Below are 16,141 nucleotides of genomic sequence, written 5' to 3'. Positions count from 1 at the left end.
CCTCGCTCGCCGGAAGCGGTGAGACGACGAACGTCCCCCGGACCGATCAGGTCCGGGGGACGTCGCGTAGGTGGGGGTGGTTACCTCCGGCGGGTGGGGAGGAAGACCAGCACCGCTCCGATCAGCAGGGCCGCGCCCACCAGGACCCATCCGAGGTCGACGGCGGCGAGGAACTCGACGGAGAACGGCCCGATCATGGCCCATCCGCTCACGACCAGCGCTGCCAGTGCGGCGAGCAGGAGCAGGAGCGACGGTCCCTTGCGGGTGCGCTCGGTCCGATCCTCGGTGTGTGTTCCGGTTTCGTGATCAGCCACGATGCACCTCCAGAGATCCGAATTCCATGTTCGCGTTCAGGTCCAGGACCGGCCCGTCGTCGACTCCGTCGGCGCCGCCGTCGATGCCGGGGGCGGGGCATCCCCTGATCTCACCGGGGCCGACCGTGCAGTCGGCGCGGACGTCCAGGTTCTCCGGCAACAGCACCTCGACGCTGCCGAACCGGCCGTCGACCTGCACGGTGCGGTCCTCGGTGAGTTCGAGTCCCCGCAGGTCGAGGGTCATCGCCCCGAACTGGAAGCTGTACTCGGACTCGAGCTGGTCGGTGCTGGTCGGTGCCCAGGTGCGGTCGCCCCAGTTCGAGGTGTCGACCGGTCCGGCGATCGAGGCGAGGACGACGAATCCCAGCAGGGGGCCGGTGACGACGAGCAGTCCGTGACCACGGTGCAGGAACGCGCCGATCAGCAGGCCCAGACCGACGACCGCGAGGGCCACAGCGCCCACCCGGGCGGGGGTCACCCAGGCCAGGTCGGCGGCGGCACCGAGCGCGCCGGTCACCGCAGCGGCGATCACGGCCAGGCCGAGGACCGTCGTGGTCAGGCGCGAACGCCTGTTCGTGACGACCGCGGGTTCGTGCTTCGGCGCCGGTTCGGGCAGATCCCACGCGAACGGGGCGACCCCGAGGGGATCCCATGCCGGCGGTGCCGAACGGTGGGGCGAGAGTGCGTTGACATCCGGGAGCGGAACGTCGGTGTCCGTGCGGTCGGTGTCCTTGCGTAGGTCGGGCATCGGGGACGTCTTCCTCTCCGTCGTCTCGGGGGGCGCTGTGGCGTCGGTGCCCGAGGCAGGGGTATCGGTGCCCGAGGCGGGGGTATCGGTGCCCGAGGCAGGGGTATCGGTGCCCGAGGCGGGGGTGTCGGTGCCCGAGGCGTCGGTGGTGTTCACGACCTCCGTCGCATCGGTGGTCTGCGCAGGCGGGGTTGTCTCCGTGCCTGCTGTCTCCCCGCCCGGTGTCGTCGTGGCCGCCGGACCCGCGTGCATGTTCCATGCACCGGTGTGTGCGCCCCACGGGGAGCAGTACGAGTTCGTCACCGGGGGCTGAGGAAAGGCCGCCTGGGTGGGGAAGGATGTTCCTTCGGGGGCCGGCAGCACCGGCGGTTCGGGACGCCGCTGATAGAGCAGCCACCAGCCGCCGAGCAACAGGAGCGTTCCGATGAATCCGGAACCACCCGAACCCGCCCCCACCGGTCCGATGGCGCCCGCCGCGATCGCCAGGGCCACGAGGATTACGACGACCTTGGTGGTCGAGTCCGAGCTCGCGCCCCGCCCGACGAGCGATTCGAGCGGAGAGACCTGGTCGCCGTGGCGGGGAAACATCAGCCAGGCAGCCAGATAGAGGACGAGACCGCCACCGCCGAACAGCGCCGACGCGACGAAGACGACACGGATCAGCACGGGATCGACGCCGTAGCGCACTCCGATACCCGAGCACACACCCGCGATGTGCCCCTCCTTCGGCAGACGCACGGGGCGGGTCCGCCACATGTCCGCCACCTGGTCCTGAAAGCTCCTCGTGTCCATGGCACCCATCCTGCTGGGCTTCCGCGCGCGGCACATCAGGGACCGACCCTGATTTCCGAGGGCCCGATCGGAACCCGGACATCAGGGTTCGTCCCCGATGCCGGGCCGGCGATCGCCGTGCCAGTATCGAGGTGTGCAACCGGTACCTGGACTACCCGTGACCGTTCCCCGCCTCGAACGGCGGGTGGGCGGTCGCATCGTGGGCGGTGTGGCCGGTGGCGTCGCCGACCATCTCGGCATCGACGCCACCAAGGTGCGGGTCGCGTTCACGGTGCTCGCCGCCCTCGGCGGCTTCGGGATCGCGGCCTACGGCCTGCTGTGGATGTTCGTGCCCCCCGGCTCCGACACCGATCGCCCCACCGGCCCCGAACGTCGCCGTGCCATCGGTCTCGCCTTCATGGGTATCGGGCTGGCGGTGGGTCTTTCGTGGCTGTTCAGTGGTGGTGCCGCCGGCGTGGTGCTGCCGATCGTCGTGGTGGTCGTCGGTGCGGCGCTCGTGTGGCGTGAATTCGACGTCGAAGGCCCCCGATCGGTGCTCGGGCTGCCCGCGCATCCGACGGTCCTCACGTGGGCTCGCGTACTCGGCGGCCTGACCCTCGTAGTCACCGGACTCGGGGTGATGGTCATCGCGCAGGTCGACGTCGCGGCGCTGCGCTCGTCGCTGGTCGCCGTGGTGGTCACGCTGGTCGGCGCGGCCCTGCTGTCGGTGCCGCTGTGGATCCGGATGTGGCGTGCCCTCGAGACCGAGCGTGCCGCCCGGGTGCGCAACGAGGAGCGCGAGGAGATCGCGTCGCACCTGCACGACTCGGTGCTCCAGACCCTCGCGCTCATCCAGAAGCAGGCCGGCGACCAGCAGGAGGTCGTGCGACTGGCACGCAGCCAGGAACGCGAACTGCGCCGCTGGCTGTTCGGCGGGGACGAGACGCCGAGCACCTCGCTCGCCGAGACGCTGCGCACCATCGCCGGTGAGGTGGAGGACCAGTACGGCCTGTCCGTCCAACCCGTCATCGTCGGCGACGTCGCGCCGGACGACAGCGATCTGACCCCCGAGGCCGCGACCGCCGTGCTCGGCGCGACCCGCGAGGCGCTCGTCAATGCCGCCAAGCACGCCGGAGTGGACAGCGTCGACCTCTTCGCAGAGGTGGAACCGCATCAGGTGAGCGTGTTCGTGCGCGATCGCGGCGTCGGATTCGATCCCGACGAGGTGCCGGCCGACCGGCAGGGTCTGGCCAAGTCCATCCGCGCGCGCATCGAACGTCGCGGCGGCCGGACGGTCGTGAAGTCGAGTCCCGGAAAGGGAACCGAGGTGCGCATCCATGTGCCGCGCGCCGGCCGGCCGGAGACCGAACGCGAACAGGACACCGAGTCGACCTTAGAGTGGGGGGTGAACGACCCCCACCCCGAGGAGCAGACACAGTGACTTCGATTCCGGCGACATCGTCCGATGCCACCGAGAACAACCGTCCCTATCGTGTCTTCCTGGTGGACGACCACGCGGTCTTCCGTTCCGGAGTGCGCACCGAACTGGGGCGCGAGGCCGACATGGAGATCGTCGGCGAGGCCGGAGGGGTCGCCGAGGCCGTCGCCGGGATCGAGGCGACCAAGCCGGATGTCGTGCTCCTCGACGTCCACATGCCCGACGGTGGCGGTGTCGCCGTCCTCCAGCGGATCCCGGACGGCCCGGTGTGCCTGGCGCTCAGCGTGTCCGACGCGGCCGAGGACGTCATCGCCGTCATTCGCGCCGGCGCCCGCGGGTACGTGACGAAGACGATCTCCGGTCCGGATCTGGCCGACGCCGTCCGGCGGGTCGCCGGGGGAGACGCCGTGTTCAGTCCGCGCCTGGCCGGTTTCGTGCTCGACTCGTTCACCGGCCGGTCGGCCGCGCCGGAACCGCCCCTCGATCCCGAGCTCGACTCGCTGACCCCACGGGAACTCGAGGTGCTGCGCCTGCTCGCTCGCGGCTACACCTACCGCGAGATCGCCGAGGAACTCGTGATCTCGGTGAAGACCGTCGAGACCCACGCGTCGAACGTCCTGCGCAAGACGCAGCAGTCGAACCGCAACGCGCTGACCCGTTGGGCGCACCGCCGCCGCATCGACTGAGCGTGACCGGTGCTCGTCGTGCCGATGCCGGCGGCGTGCAGTTCTCGTCGCTCGCGCGCGAGATCGTCGACGAGAACTGCGGAGCTGGGGCGGATCAGACGATCAGCGCGATGATGACGGCGATGAGCAGCGCCACCACGATCACCGCGACCATCGCCGCCATCGCCAGGGGTGCATAGGCGACGATGCGGTCCTGCGGGTTGTCGGGCACGGGACCCTTCGGGAGCAGACGGTCGAGCAGATCCGCCGGGGCGAAACCCTTCGCCGACTTCTTCGGACCACCGGCGGCCTGCGTCGCGGCACCGAGGGGGCGGTCGACGAAGGAACCGCGGGGACGTGCGGGTTCGGCGAAGTGCGCGGAACGCTGTGCCCACGACGGGATCGTGCCGTCCTCGTTCTGGATGGGACGGCCGCGCAGGGCCGCCGCCGATCCGCTCGGTCCGAGGACCACGCGGGCGAGGAGATCGCGCGCCTGCGCCATCGTCGGGCGTCGCGCCGGATCGGGCTGGAGCATCTCGAGCAGGGGCTCGGTGAGCGGACCGGTGTGCGTGGGCATGATGATCTCGGCCCGGGCGACCCGGTGCAGCAACGCGATCGAGTCGGTTTCGAAACCGAAGGGTGGTTGCCCTTCCACCGCGGTGTAGAGGGTCGCGCCGAGCGAGAAGACGTCACTGGCCTCGGTGGGGTCGTTGCCGCGCGCGACCTCGGGCGCGAAATAGGCGGGGGTGCCGATGATCACGCCGTCGGGGTCGTTGTCGCCCTTCGCGCGGGCGATGCCGAAGTCGCTGATCTTCACGATGCCGGCGTCGCGGCCGCGCTCGGCGATGAGGATGTTGCCGGGCTTGACGTCGCGGTGGACGATCCCAGCGGCGTGCGCGGCGGTCAGGGCGTCGGCGACATTCGCGCCGATCTGCGCCACCACGTACGGCGGGAGGGTGTCGACGACGTTCATCACCTGCGCCAGGCTGCGGGACGGCAGGTGCTCCATGACGAGCCACGGTTCGCCGTAGTGCAGAGCCATGTCGTACATCGAGATGGCGTGCTCGTGGGCGAGCTGGGCGGCGGCCCGGCCCTCCCGGAGCGCGCGGCGGCGGAGATCCTCGGCCTCGTCGGGATCGAGGTCTGCGGTGGAGATCACCTGTTTGACGGCGACGTCGCGGCCCAGACGGTTGTCGCGGGCGAGCCAGACGGCACCCATGCCGCCACCGCCGAGCTTGGAGTCGAGCCGATATCGACCGGCCACCAAGTGATCCGGCCCTACGGCCCGTCCTACCCACGCCTGCTCCGCCACTCGATCGAGAGTAGTCGATCGGAGGTGTTCGCCCCGGCCGAAAAACGGGTGAGCTGCACTGTGGTCACCGGCGGGGGTGGTGCTTCCGGCTTGACGGGAAGGATTCGGGTCGGTTCTACTTGATGAAGATCGAAAGTATGTTCGAATAGAGTGCGAGCCGGGCCACGACTTCCCCGTGGTCGGCCGGTCGTGTGTGTCAGACGGCAGGCGGATGACAGGGGTGACAGTGGGCGAGGTGGCCGAATTTCCGGTGGACGACGAGGAAGCGGGTCGCGCGGAGCGGATCGAGGCACTGCGACGTCGGATCGCGGCAGTGCCGGCGCGGGGCGAGATCCAGTCCGTCGCGCGAGGCCGGGTCGAGGCCCCCTCCGACCGCATCCTGCCCGTCCCGGCTCCGCTCGCGGAACTGTTGCCGCAGGGCGGACTGGTGCGCGGCAGCGTCGTCTCGGTGTCCGGCGCCACCTCCCTCCTCCTCGGGATGCTCGCGTCCGTGACGGCCTCCGGCGGGTATGCCGCCGTGATCGGTCAGCGCCGACTGGGTCTGCTCGCCGCCGCGGAGATGGGAGCCCGCCTGCACCGGCTGGCCGTGATCCCCGATCCCGGACCGGATCCCGTGGAGATCGCCGCGGTGCTGCTCGACGGGATCGACCTGGTGGTGCTGGGACTCGGTGGGGCATCGGTGCCCCCGTCCCGTACTCGTGCGGTCGCCGCCCGGGCGCGGAGCAAGCAGTCCGTCCTCGTGGTCACGGACGGTCGCTGGGAAGGTGCCCACGTGCGACTGGAGGCGCGGGTCGACGGTTACCGGGGTGTGGACGGTCCCGGCCGGGACCGGCTGTGCGCGACCCGTCTGTCGGTCCGAGCGCACGGGCGGGCATTCCCTCCGCGCGCCACCCGAGTGGAGGTGTGCGCCGACCGCAGTGCCGTCGAGTGGGCGAGCGAGGAGCGGAATCGGCTGGAGGACGGGCGTTTCCGTAAAGCGGTCCGGTGAACGACTCGTCCTCCCGACGGGCACCCGCGCGGGTCGTGGCCCTCTGGTGCCCCGACTGGCCCGCGGTCGCCGCCGCCACCGCCGCGGAGCTGCCCGCGACCGTCCCGGTGGCGGTGGTCTCGGCGAATCGTGTCGTCGCCTGCTCGGCCTCGGCGCGGGCCGCGGGTGTCCGGCGCGGCCTGAGACGGCGTGAGGCGCAGGCCCGCTGCCCGGAACTGCATGTGGCCCGCTCGGATCCCGACCTGGAAGCGCGGACGTTCGAGGCGGTGGTGGCCGCGATCGATGCGGTGGCCCCGGGCGTGGAGGTGCTGCGCCCGGGTCTGGTGGTCCTCGCCGCGCGCGGGGTGGTCCGGTGGTTCGGCTCGGAGGAGGCCGCCGCGGAGACCCTGATCGACGCGGTCGCGGCGACCGGCGTGGAATGCCAGGTCGGTGTCGCCGACGAGCTGTCCACCGCGGTCCTCGCCGCGCGACGGAACGCACTGGTCCCGACGGGGAGATGCGCCGAGTTCCTGGCGCCGCTGCCGGTCTCGTATCTCGCGGTGGAACCGGCGCTGGCGGCTCCTCGACGGGCCGACACGGTGGATCTGTTGCGTCGCCTCGGTATCCGCACCATCGGAGCGTTCGCCGCGTTGTCCTCGATCGATGTGGCCTCACGCTTCGACGCGGACGTCGTCGCTGCGCACCGGAGCGCACGGGGCCTGCCGGAACGTCCTCCGTCGGGACGGCCGATCCCTCCGGACCTGACGGTCGAGCAGCCCTGCGACCCGCCGGTGGAGCGCGTCGACGCCGCGGCCTTCGCCGGTCGCGCACTGGCCGAACTGCTCCACACCCGGCTCGCGGCGGCGGGAGTCGCGTGCACGCGACTGCTCGTGACGGCACGCACCGGGGCCGGGGAGGAGCTCGCGCGCACCTGGCGCTGCGCCGAACCGCTCACCCCCGAGGGCACGGCCGATCGTGTGCGCTGGCAGCTCGACGGATGGCTCACCGGCCGCAACACGAACCGGCCCACGGCGGGAATCGTGCTGCTGCGTCTCGAACCGGTCGAGGTCGTCGCCGCCGGTGCGCTGCAACTCGGGTTGTGGGGCGGTGTCGGCGACGAGGACGAACGGGCACGTCGGGCGCTCGTCCGGGTGCAGGGCCTGCTCGGTGGGGACGCCGTCCGGATCGGGGTGCTCGGCGGCGGCCGGGGACCCACCGAACGGATCGTCCTCGTGCCCGTCGGCGACGAGGCGATACCGCACTCCGACCCGGACGCATCGTGGCCGGGCCGGCTCCCGCCCCCGGCTCCCGCACTGGTGTTGCACACACCTCCCGCGATCCGGCTGGACGACGACGTGGGAAATCCGGTCTCGGTGACCGAGCGCGGACTGCTCAGCGGGTCACCTGCTCGGCTGCGATGGGGAAGTCGCAGCTGGACGGTGATCGGATGGGCCGGTCCGTGGCCGGTGGACGAGTACTGGTGGGATCCGGCCGCGGCCCGGTGCGCCGCCCGTCTGCAGGTGCTGCTCGAGGAATCACGGGCCCTGCTGGTGTTCTTCGGTGCCGACGGCTGGCGGGTGGAGGGCGTCTACGACTGAGTAGGCTCGAGCATCATGAGATCTCCGGTCCTCACCGCCGCGCCGAACGGGGTCGCCCTCGCATATCGCGAGTTCGCACCCTCCGCTGCCGCCGCCCGTTCCGTGCCCGTACTGCTGGTGCACGGGATGGGTGGCGACGGGCGCACGTGGACCCGGTTCGCCGGAGCCCTGGTGAAGGCGGGCCGACGGGTGGTCACCGTCGACCTGCGCGGGCACGGACGCAGCGGCCGGGCCCCCTCGTACCGTTTCGGCGAGTTCGCCGCCGACGTCGCCGGCTTGTGCGCCCACCTCGACGTCGAGGCCGTCGATCTCGTCGGACACTCGCTCGGCGGTCACGTGGGATCGCTGGTCGCGCAACAGAATCCCGGCCTCGTCCGACGGCTCGTCCTCGAGGAGACACCCCTGCCGCTGCGGGAGGGGGATCCGGTTCCGGAGGTGCCGGCCCACCGCCCGACTCCCGCGGAGCTGTGGCACGCCGCGACCAGCATGGCGCTCAACCCGCGCGCGGTCACCGCCTTCGACCGTTCGATGACACCGTCGGTCGTCGCCCAGTTCCACACGCCGAATCCGGTGTGGTGGCAGCACCTTCCGTCCCTCACCGCCCCCACCCTGCTGTTGCGCGGAGTGCGGCGCGGCAGCATGGTCGACCCGCGCCTGCTGACGGCGGCAGTCGAGGCGCTGCCTTCGGCATCCGTGCGGGAGGTCGGCTGCGGGCACAGCATCCATCGCGACCGTGCCCGCGATTTCGCGGCGGCGGTCGTCCCGTTCCTCACGGATCGAACGGTTGCCTAGACTGGACGATCGTGCGCATCGCGACCTTCAACATCAACGGAATCCGCGCCGCACAGCGACGCGGATTCGAGAACTGGCTGCGTGAGCGCAACCCCGACGTAGTGGCCCTGCAGGAGGTACGTGCTCCGGCGGCCGCGATCCCGCAGGGTGTCTTCGGCAAGTACCACCTCGCCTACGACGAGGGCACCCTTCCCGGCCGCAACGGCGTCGGGATCCTGACCCTGCACGAACCCGCCGCCGTGCGCGCCTGGAGCGGCACCGCACTGCTGCGACTTCCCGGTGAGGAACACGTCGACCGGATCGAGTTCGATCGGGGACCGCTGGCTCGCGGACTGTCCGAATTCGCCCACGAGGGGCGGTACGTCGAGGTGGATCTCGCCGACGCGCCGATCACCGTGGCGTCGCTGTACCTGCCGAAGGGTGGGCTCCCGGCGCACCTCCAGAAGCCCGGGCGCATGCGCGACGAGCCGGACGGTGGGGTGCGTTACCAGCGCAAGATGCGGTTCCTGTCGGCCTTCGCCCGGCAGCTGACCCGTAGCCGGCTCGCGGCGCGCGCCCAGGGGCGGGAGTTCCTGATCATGGGTGACTTCAACGTCGCCCACACGCGTTACGACGTGCGCAACTGGCGGCGTCGCGGGCAGGCCGAGGGTTTCCTGCCCGAGGAACGCGCCTGGTTCGATTCGCTGCTGTCGCCGCGCACGCTCGTCGACGTCGTCCGCCGGCATCATCCCGAGGTCGACGGTCCCTACTCGTGGTGGTCGTGGCTGGGGGAGTCGTTCACCTCCGATTCAGGGTGGCGGATCGACTACCACCTCGCCACCCCGCGATTGGCCCGGACCGCGATCTCCGCAGGGACCGACCGCGATCCGGCGCCCGACCGGAGGATCAGCGATCACGCGCCGGTCGTCGTGGACTACGACATCTGAACCGACGGGGACATGGATGGATGTTCAGTCCATGGTGAGGATCTGACGGAGGGCGGTTCCGTCGGCCAGGGCGTCCATCGCCTCGTTGATCCGGTCCAGCGGCAGACGGTCGGTGACGAGCCGCTCGACCGGCAGTCGCCCCTCGCGCCACATGTCCACGAAGCGGGGGATGTCGCGGGCCGGGACGGCGGAGCCGAGATAGCTGCCCACCAGCGAGCGACCCTCGCCGACGAGAGCGGTGGGCGAGATCTCGAGCCGGGCGTCGGGCGCAGGTAGTCCGACGGTGATCGTGGTGCCTCCCGGTCCGGTGAGCGCGACCGCCGTGGTGAGCGCGGGCACGCTCCCCGCGGCCTCGATGACCAGTCGTGCCTTCACACCCTGTCCGACGGCCTCGTCCGGTGAGAGCACGAGTTGTGCTCCCAACGAGCGTGCCGTGTCGCGCTTGTCGGGGGAGGTGTCGACGGCGATCACGGTGACGTCGTCGTGGGCCAGCGCCACGAGCAGCGCGGCCATGCCGACTCCGCCGAGACCGACGACGACCAGCGTGTCCCCGGCCTGAGGACGAGCAGCATTGACGACCGCACCGCCACCGGTCAGCACGGCACAGCCCATCAGCGCGGCGACCTCGGCGGGGACGTCGTCGCCGACACCGACGAGCGACCGCGTGTCGACGACGGCGTGGGTCGCGAAGGCCGATGCTCCCAGGTGGTGGTGGACGTCGTTCCCGTCGCGGTGCAGCCGCCGGGCGCCCGACAGCAGGGTCCCCGCAGCGTTCGCGGCCGATCCCGGGATGCAGGGGCGGATGCCGTTGCTCGCGCAGCCCTCGCATTCGCCGCAGCGGGGCATGAAGGTCATGACGACCCGCTCGCCGACGGAGAAGCCGGTGGTGTCGTCGCCGAGTTCGACGATGCGTCCGGCCGCTTCGTGCCCGAGGAGCATGGGCACCGGCCGGGGCCGGTTGCCGTCGACCACGGACAGATCGGAATGGCACACACCCGCGCATTCGATCTCGACCAGCGCCTCACCCGGTCCCGGTGGGTCGAGTTCGAGAAGGTCCACGCTGAGCGGGGTGGACTCCTCGTACCGGCGTCGACGTCCGATCTCCTCCAGGACTGCTCCGGTGATCTGCACGGGTCTCCCTTCCGTAGGGTCGCGGATTCTCTGCCCCTAGCATCACGAGCATGACACTCACTCGGGCGGACCGCTTCCTCATCGGTGCTGCCGCCGTCTTCCTCGTGTCCCAGGCGAACATCGGCCGGGTCCTCGGCTCCACGGCGCCGACGGTGGGCACCGTCCAGACCACCTTCTCGGCCGCGAAGTACCGGAAGATCCTCGACGATCTCGGTCCCGAGGAGATCGAGCGCTACCGGGAGCACTACTACTGGGACATGGTCCACCCGGCGACCTTCGCGATCGCGCTGCGGGCCGGTGCGCGCTCGCTCGACAAGCACCGCCCGCTGTCGCCGCGCACGCGTCGGATCCTGATGGCGGCGCCGGTCGTCGCCGCGGCGGGGGACTACGTCGAGAACGTCGTCGGCCTGTACCTGCTGGATCACCGCACCCGGATCGACGACCGGACGGTCCGGGCCGCCTCGACCGTCAGCGTCACCAAGTGGGTGCTGGCGCTGGGCAGCTTCACGTACCTGTCGCAGGGATTCCTGCGGATGTGGGGCGGTGCGGCACGGCGGCTTCTTCGCCGCGGCTGACCGGTCACCGCGGGGTGCCGGGCCGTCACGAGGGTGTCCGGGCCACAATGTCCGCGTGACCACCATTGCCGCGCCCACCTGTTCCGCACTGTCCGCGCTCGACGAGCCGCTGCCCGGTACGGCGGCCACCGCGCCCGGCTACGTGTGTCTCGAGGTGCCGACGGGTTGGGGACGCGACGTGCTCGACGGCACCGCCCTCGGCACAGAGTTGTCGGACGAGCTGTCCGCCCGGGCGAAGGTCGCGGACGTGCGGATCCTGTTCATCCGGAGACCCGGCCGCGACGTGGTGCGGGAGACCCGGACCGTCCTGCTGGCCCGCACCGAACCGGGGAACACCTGGTGCGAGCGGCTCGAGATCACCGAGCCGGCGGAGCTGCTCGACATCGTCCCGCGCGTGCTCGCGGGTCCCGCCCCCGGTATCGGTGCCGCCGTGCAGGACCCGATCGCCCTGGTGTGTGCCCACGGCAAACGGGACCGGTGCTGCGCTGTGCTGGGGCGTCCGATCGCGGCGGCTCTGACCGCCGAGTTCGGGCAGGACGTGTGGGAGTGCTCGCACACCGGCGGACACCGTTTCGCGCCGTCGATGATCATGCTGCCGACCGGGTACACCTACGGACGGCTCGACGAGGACGACAGTCTCGCCGCGGTCCGCGACGCCCGGAACGGACACGTCCACGCGGCCGGCCTGCGGGGTCGCAGCACCTGGGGTGCGGCCGGGCAGTCCGCCGAGATCGCGGTGCGCGAGGCGATCGACGAGTTCGCGATCGACGCCGTGACGGTCGAGGACGGGGACGAGCCGATCGTGCGTCACCGCGACGGCCGGGCATGGCGGGTCGGGGTGGAGACCTCGGAACTACCGGCCCGGCCGGCGAGCTGCGGTGCCGCGGCCAAGCCGGCGCGTCCCGTCGTCGCGACGACGATCACGCCGCTGTAGCGACCCCGAACACCGGCCGCCTTGCGGTCTAATGACCCAGCCCGACCTTCGCGTGCACGCGCTTCATCCATGCCGGTGCCCACCAGTTGGCCTCGCCCATGAGCTTGACCAGCGACGGCACGAGCAGCATGCGCACGATCGTCGCGTCGATGATCAGCGCGACGATCATGCCGACGCCGAGGAACCGCATGATCGACAGGCCGGAGATGGTGAAGGCGCCAGTGACCACGATCAGCAGCAGTGCAGCGGCGGTGACGACACGTCCGGTGCGGGAGATGCCGTACTCGACGGCTTCTACCGTGCTCGCCCCGGCCGCGCGGGCCTCCATCATGCGCGACATGAGGAAGACCTCGTAGTCGGTCGACAGGCCGAAGACCACGGCGAGGATGAGGACGACGAAGGTCGGCTCCATCGCCGCGGGAACGACGTGCAGCCACGAAGCACCGTGGCCCAGCTGGAACACCCAGGTCAGCACGCCGAAGGTCGCGGCGAGACTCAGTGCCGCCATGAGCACCGCCTTGATCGGCAGTGCCACCGACCCGAATGCCAGGAACAGCAGCACCAGGGTCGAGAGCACCATGATCGTGATCATCCAGGGCAGCGAATCCGAGACGGCCTGATTGGCGTCGTCGACGAGGGCCCGGCCACCGCCGACGAGCAGGTCGGTGCCCTCCGGCACGTCCAGGGCGCGCAGTTCGCCGGTGATCTCGCTCGCCCGTGCGGTGCCGTCCACGCCCTGCGCGTAGAGGCCCTGCAGGACCACCACGTCGGACTCCTGCCCGACGATGACGGTCTGGGAGATGCCGTCGACCTTGGCGACCTCGGTGGACACCGTGCGCACGGCAGCGCTGTCCGGGGCCTGTCCGTTCTCACCGCGCAGGACGAGCGTGGCGCCGTTGCCGGTGCTCGGGAACTCGTCGAGCAAGGTCTGGGTGGCCGCGCGAGCCTGGCTGTCCTCGGGCAGCGCGGTGTACTCGATCTCCCCGAACCGTGCTTCGAACACGGGTGACGCGAGTACGAGGAGACCGCCGGTGATCACCACCGCGATCAGGGCGGGACGGCGCACGACCTTGCGGACGACCCCGCCCCAGAAGCGGCGCGCCCGCGCTTCGGCGCGGGTGGAGGTCTCACGGTCCCAGGTCCACGCGTTGATGCGGTGGCCGAGCATTGTCAGCAGCGCGGGAACGGCAGTCAGCGACAGGACGGCGGCACCGAGGACGGCGGCCATGGCCCCGAGGCCGAGCGACCGCAGCACCGTCTGCGGGAAGACGAGCATGCCCGCGAACGCGCAGATCAGCAGGGCAGCGGAGAACATCACGGTGTGACCGGCGGTGGACATCGTCCGCTTGACCGCCGAGGTGACGTCCGAACCGGCCGCGAGTTCCTCGCGGTAGCGGCTGACGATGAACAGGCCGTAGTCGATCGCCAGACCCAGACCGATCAGTGACGTGATGTTCAGCGCGTACGACGACACCTCGGTGAAGTTCGACAGCAGGCGCAGGGTGGCGAGGGACGAGAAGATCGCGAGCACACCCACGAAGACCGGGACCGCAGCGGCGATCACCCCGCCGAAGATGAACACCAGCAGCACCAGCGTGATGGGCACCGCGATGAGCTCGGACCGGACGAGATCGCTCTCCAGGGTGTCGGTGAACTCGATCGCGACCACGGTGTTGCCGGCGAACTGCGATTCCACGCCGGGCACCTCGAGCAGGTCGAGGGCTTCGGGGAAGCTCGCGGCGGTGAGTCCGGAGTTCGCGCCGAGCGTGATCGAGGCAGCGACACTGCGCTGGTCGGTGGACAGCAGCAGTTGGTTCATCGGCGGCGGAGCGGTCCAGTAGGTCTGAATCGACTCGGCGGGGACGGCGTCCTGGAACTCGGCGAGGGTTCTCTCGATGTCGGGACGGATGTCGTCGACCGTGCGTCCCTCGGGTGCGGTGTAGAGCGCGATGATGTCCGCGGCCTGCGACCCGAAGTTCTCGTAGATGATCTGCTCGACCTCGACGGCCTCGCTGTTCGGGTCGTAGTAGCCCGTGCCGGTCAGCTTGCCGAAGATCCCGACGCCCCAGGCGCCGGCGAAGAGCACGACGAGCAGCACGATCGCCAGTACCCATCGGCTCCTGGTGACGACGATCTCGGCCCAGCGACTCATGCCCACTCCCGGTTCCGCTGACGATTGTGACGATCGGCAACTGTACTGGCGTGGAGTGGGAGGGCTTCACTCTGCTCGGCCGGAACGGCCGCGAGATCAGGGGAGGAAGTAGGTGGACCGACGCGCCGGATGCCTCACGGCACGTTGCGCAACGTGGCTCCAGCCGGACGGTATTCCACGAAGGCGGTTTCTCATTGGCTCCGGGGCGTACGCGACGCGCCGATCCACACTCCTCAACAGGGCTGGGCAAGGATCCATTCCCGGCCCTGCCGGACGTGACCGGGTTCACCCGCCGTCGTGGGCATGGTGGGCCGTGCCGGCCGCCTGCGTCACGTCGTGCACCTCGTCGGCGCCGACCACCACGAACTGCCCCATCATGCCGCTGTCCTCGTGTTCGAGCAGGTGACAGTGGTACATGTACGGTATCGCCGGATCGGTGTGGCGACCGAACGGAACGAGCAGCCGTACGGTCGCCGCCGGCGGGACGAAGACGGTGTCCTTGCGACCGGCCAGGGACGGATGGTCGGGACTCACCCCGGTCATGCCGAGGATCTCGAACTGCACGTCGTGGATGTGGAAGTTGTGGATCGTGCCGCTGACGTTGCGCACCTCCCACAGTTCGGTGGTGCCGGCGACGACCACCTCGTCGATCCGGCCCATGTCCATCTCGCGATCGTTGATGGTCGTCGACGAGGTCAGGTCGATGCGGCGGGTGCTGCTCGGTTCCCCGAGCTCCGGAAGGGTGGTCAGTCTCTCCGGGATCGCGGCCGACGACCTGAGGACGGGTGCCGCCCGCAGCTCGAGGACGTCCATGCGGTCGTCGCCACCGGAGAAGCGGTCCTGCCAGAAGCCGGCCTTCAGCTCGGGCGGGGTGCTGCGCAGCACGTGCCTCGAACCTGCTTCCGGCCGGACGACGATCTCGGCGCGCTCACCCGGCGACAACTGGAGACTGCGGACGGCCCGCGGCTCCTCGAGCAGACCACCGTCGCTGCCGACGACGAGGAACGGCATCCCGGTGTCGAACGAGAAGTTGTAGACGCGCGCGTTCGACGCGTTGAGCACCCGGAGCCGGACCGTCTCGGTAGCGACGTCCAGGAACGGCCGCGGTGTGCCGTTGACGAGGATCTCGTCGCCGAGCGTGCCGACATCGGCGAAGATCGCGTTGCTGTCGTCGAGCTGGTCGCTGTCGAACTTCCGGTCCTGGACGATGAGGGGGATGTCGTCGACCCCGTAGTCGTGGGGGAGCGGCGACGTGCCGGGCTCGTCGATCAGGAACATGCCCGCGACACCCCGGTACACGTGCGCGGCGGTGGAACCGTGCAGGTGCGGGTGGTACCAGAGGGTCGCGGCCGGTTGATCGACGGTCCAGTACGGTGACCACGTCGTTCCCGGCTCGATCGGCTGATGCGGTCCGCCGTCCATCGCCGCGGGCAGGTGCATGCCGTGCCAGTGCATCGTGCTCGTCTCGCCGAGCTCGTTCGTGACGTTCACGCGCACGTTCTCTCCGCGCACGGCGCGGAGGGTGGGTCCGAGATAGCTGCCGTTCACGCCCCACGTCCGGGTGTCGGGGCCGTGCCCGAGGTCGGTCGTGCCGCGCCGCATGGTCAGGTCGAACACGCGCGTGCCGTCGGCGTCGACGGTGCCCGACTCGACGGGAGGGATGCGCAGGGCGGTGTCGAAGTCGACGCGTCCGGTGGTGTCGAGCGCGCGCGTGGTCCACGCGTGGACGGCCAGGCCACCGATGACCGCCACGAACGCGATGAAGAGCACGAAGGGTATGGCGAGCAGACGCACCAGGAGTTTCACGACACCCATGCT

At 70.5% G+C, this 16,141-nt stretch carries 14 protein-coding genes; 8 read left to right on the top strand and 6 right to left on the bottom strand.

Features of this window, described 5'->3' with window-relative positions; all coding sequences use genetic code 11:
- Positions 1–80: 80 nt before the first annotated feature.
- Complete coding sequence (locus tag AC0LPE_RS17000; RefSeq protein WP_160874384.1) at positions 81–314, bottom strand: hypothetical protein; 234 nt, start codon at positions 312–314, stop codon at positions 81–83.
- Complete coding sequence (locus AC0LPE_RS16995) at positions 307–1,854, bottom strand: PspC domain-containing protein (protein ID WP_490604869.1); 1,548 nt, start codon at positions 1,852–1,854, stop codon at positions 307–309. The genes AC0LPE_RS17000 and AC0LPE_RS16995 overlap by 8 nt, the downstream gene beginning before the upstream one ends.
- A gap of 97 nt (positions 1,855–1,951) precedes the next feature.
- Between AC0LPE_RS16995 and AC0LPE_RS16990 the strand changes: the two genes are divergently transcribed.
- Positions 1,952–3,274 (top strand): PspC domain-containing protein, encoded by a 1,323-nt coding sequence (locus AC0LPE_RS16990; protein ID WP_202399494.1) that lies wholly within the window; start codon positions 1,952–1,954, stop codon positions 3,272–3,274.
- Positions 3,271–3,957 (top strand): response regulator, encoded by a 687-nt coding sequence (locus AC0LPE_RS16985; protein ID WP_120279934.1) that lies wholly within the window; start codon positions 3,271–3,273, stop codon positions 3,955–3,957. The genes AC0LPE_RS16990 and AC0LPE_RS16985 overlap by 4 nt, the downstream gene beginning before the upstream one ends.
- A gap of 94 nt (positions 3,958–4,051) precedes the next feature.
- On the opposite strand, the gene AC0LPE_RS16980 is transcribed toward AC0LPE_RS16985, so the two are convergent.
- Entirely contained in the window at positions 4,052–5,200 is a 1,149-nt protein-coding gene (locus tag AC0LPE_RS16980; RefSeq protein WP_051033010.1) for a serine/threonine-protein kinase, read from the bottom strand.
- Between the two features lie 274 nt (positions 5,201–5,474).
- On the opposite strand from AC0LPE_RS16980, the gene imuA' reads away from it, so the two are divergent.
- The 4 genes from imuA' to AC0LPE_RS16960 are packed head-to-tail and all read left to right on the top strand — an operon-like array spanning position 5,475 to position 9,531.
- The gene (imuA', locus tag AC0LPE_RS16975) at positions 5,475–6,236 is read left to right on the top strand and encodes a DnaE2-dependent mutagenesis accessory factor ImuA' (protein WP_160874428.1); all 762 of its coding nucleotides are present in this window, start codon (positions 5,475–5,477) and stop codon (positions 6,234–6,236) included.
- Complete coding sequence (locus tag AC0LPE_RS16970) at positions 6,233–7,813, top strand: DNA polymerase Y family protein (protein ID WP_490604868.1); 1,581 nt, start codon at positions 6,233–6,235, stop codon at positions 7,811–7,813. The genes imuA' and AC0LPE_RS16970 overlap by 4 nt, the downstream gene beginning before the upstream one ends.
- Before the next feature lie 15 nt (positions 7,814–7,828).
- Positions 7,829–8,605, top strand: a complete 777-nt coding sequence (locus tag AC0LPE_RS16965) for an alpha/beta fold hydrolase (protein WP_160874376.1) — start codon at positions 7,829–7,831, stop codon at positions 8,603–8,605.
- An 11-nt stretch (positions 8,606–8,616) separates the two neighbouring features.
- Positions 8,617–9,531 (top strand): exodeoxyribonuclease III, encoded by a 915-nt coding sequence (locus AC0LPE_RS16960; protein WP_160874374.1) that lies wholly within the window; start codon positions 8,617–8,619, stop codon positions 9,529–9,531.
- A gap of 24 nt (positions 9,532–9,555) precedes the next feature.
- Here AC0LPE_RS16960 and AC0LPE_RS16955 read toward each other — a convergent pair whose 3' ends face one another.
- Positions 9,556–10,662 (bottom strand): alcohol dehydrogenase catalytic domain-containing protein, encoded by a 1,107-nt coding sequence (locus tag AC0LPE_RS16955; RefSeq protein WP_160874372.1) that lies wholly within the window; start codon positions 10,660–10,662, stop codon positions 9,556–9,558.
- A gap of 50 nt (positions 10,663–10,712) precedes the next feature.
- On the opposite strand from AC0LPE_RS16955, the gene AC0LPE_RS16950 reads away from it, so the two are divergent.
- Positions 10,713–11,237, top strand: a complete 525-nt coding sequence (locus tag AC0LPE_RS16950) for a hypothetical protein (protein WP_160874370.1) — start codon at positions 10,713–10,715, stop codon at positions 11,235–11,237.
- 55 nt (positions 11,238–11,292) lie between these two features.
- Positions 11,293–12,171, top strand: a complete 879-nt coding sequence (locus tag AC0LPE_RS16945) for a ferredoxin family protein (RefSeq protein ID WP_160874368.1) — start codon at positions 11,293–11,295, stop codon at positions 12,169–12,171.
- 28 nt (positions 12,172–12,199) lie between these two features.
- On the opposite strand, the gene AC0LPE_RS16940 is transcribed toward AC0LPE_RS16945, so the two are convergent.
- Both AC0LPE_RS16940 and AC0LPE_RS16935 read right to left on the bottom strand, forming a co-directional pair.
- Positions 12,200–14,323 (bottom strand): MMPL family transporter, encoded by a 2,124-nt coding sequence (locus AC0LPE_RS16940; RefSeq protein ID WP_490604867.1) that lies wholly within the window; start codon positions 14,321–14,323, stop codon positions 12,200–12,202.
- A gap of 285 nt (positions 14,324–14,608) precedes the next feature.
- A complete protein-coding gene (locus tag AC0LPE_RS16935) occupies positions 14,609–16,138 on the bottom strand; it encodes a multicopper oxidase family protein (RefSeq protein ID WP_490604866.1) in 1,530 nt (509 codons plus the stop codon).
- Positions 16,139–16,141: the final 3 nt, after the last annotated feature.

This window comes from Rhodococcus sp. S3 (assembly GCF_058211795.1).
The sequence above is the reverse complement of the archived record's forward strand: the minus strand, read 5'-3'. Positions and strand labels throughout refer to the sequence as shown.

Excerpts from the sequence above, each read along its gene's own strand:
- AC0LPE_RS16995 (WP_490604869.1), bottom strand. The coding sequence starts at position 1,854 with ATGGACACGAGGAGCTTTCAGGACCAGGTGGCGGACATGTGGCGGACC.
- AC0LPE_RS16990 (WP_202399494.1), top strand. The coding sequence starts at position 1,952 with ATGCCGGGCCGGCGATCGCCGTGCCAGTATCGAGGTGTGCAACCGGTA.
- AC0LPE_RS16965 (WP_160874376.1), top strand. The coding sequence starts at position 7,829 with ATGAGATCTCCGGTCCTCACCGCCGCGCCGAACGGGGTCGCCCTCGCA.
- AC0LPE_RS16950 (WP_160874370.1), top strand. The coding sequence starts at position 10,713 with ATGACACTCACTCGGGCGGACCGCTTCCTCATCGGTGCTGCCGCCGTC.
- AC0LPE_RS16940 (WP_490604867.1), bottom strand. The coding sequence starts at position 14,323 with ATGAGTCGCTGGGCCGAGATCGTCGTCACCAGGAGCCGATGGGTACTG.
- AC0LPE_RS16935 (WP_490604866.1), bottom strand. The coding sequence starts at position 16,138 with ATGGGTGTCGTGAAACTCCTGGTGCGTCTGCTCGCCATACCCTTCGTG.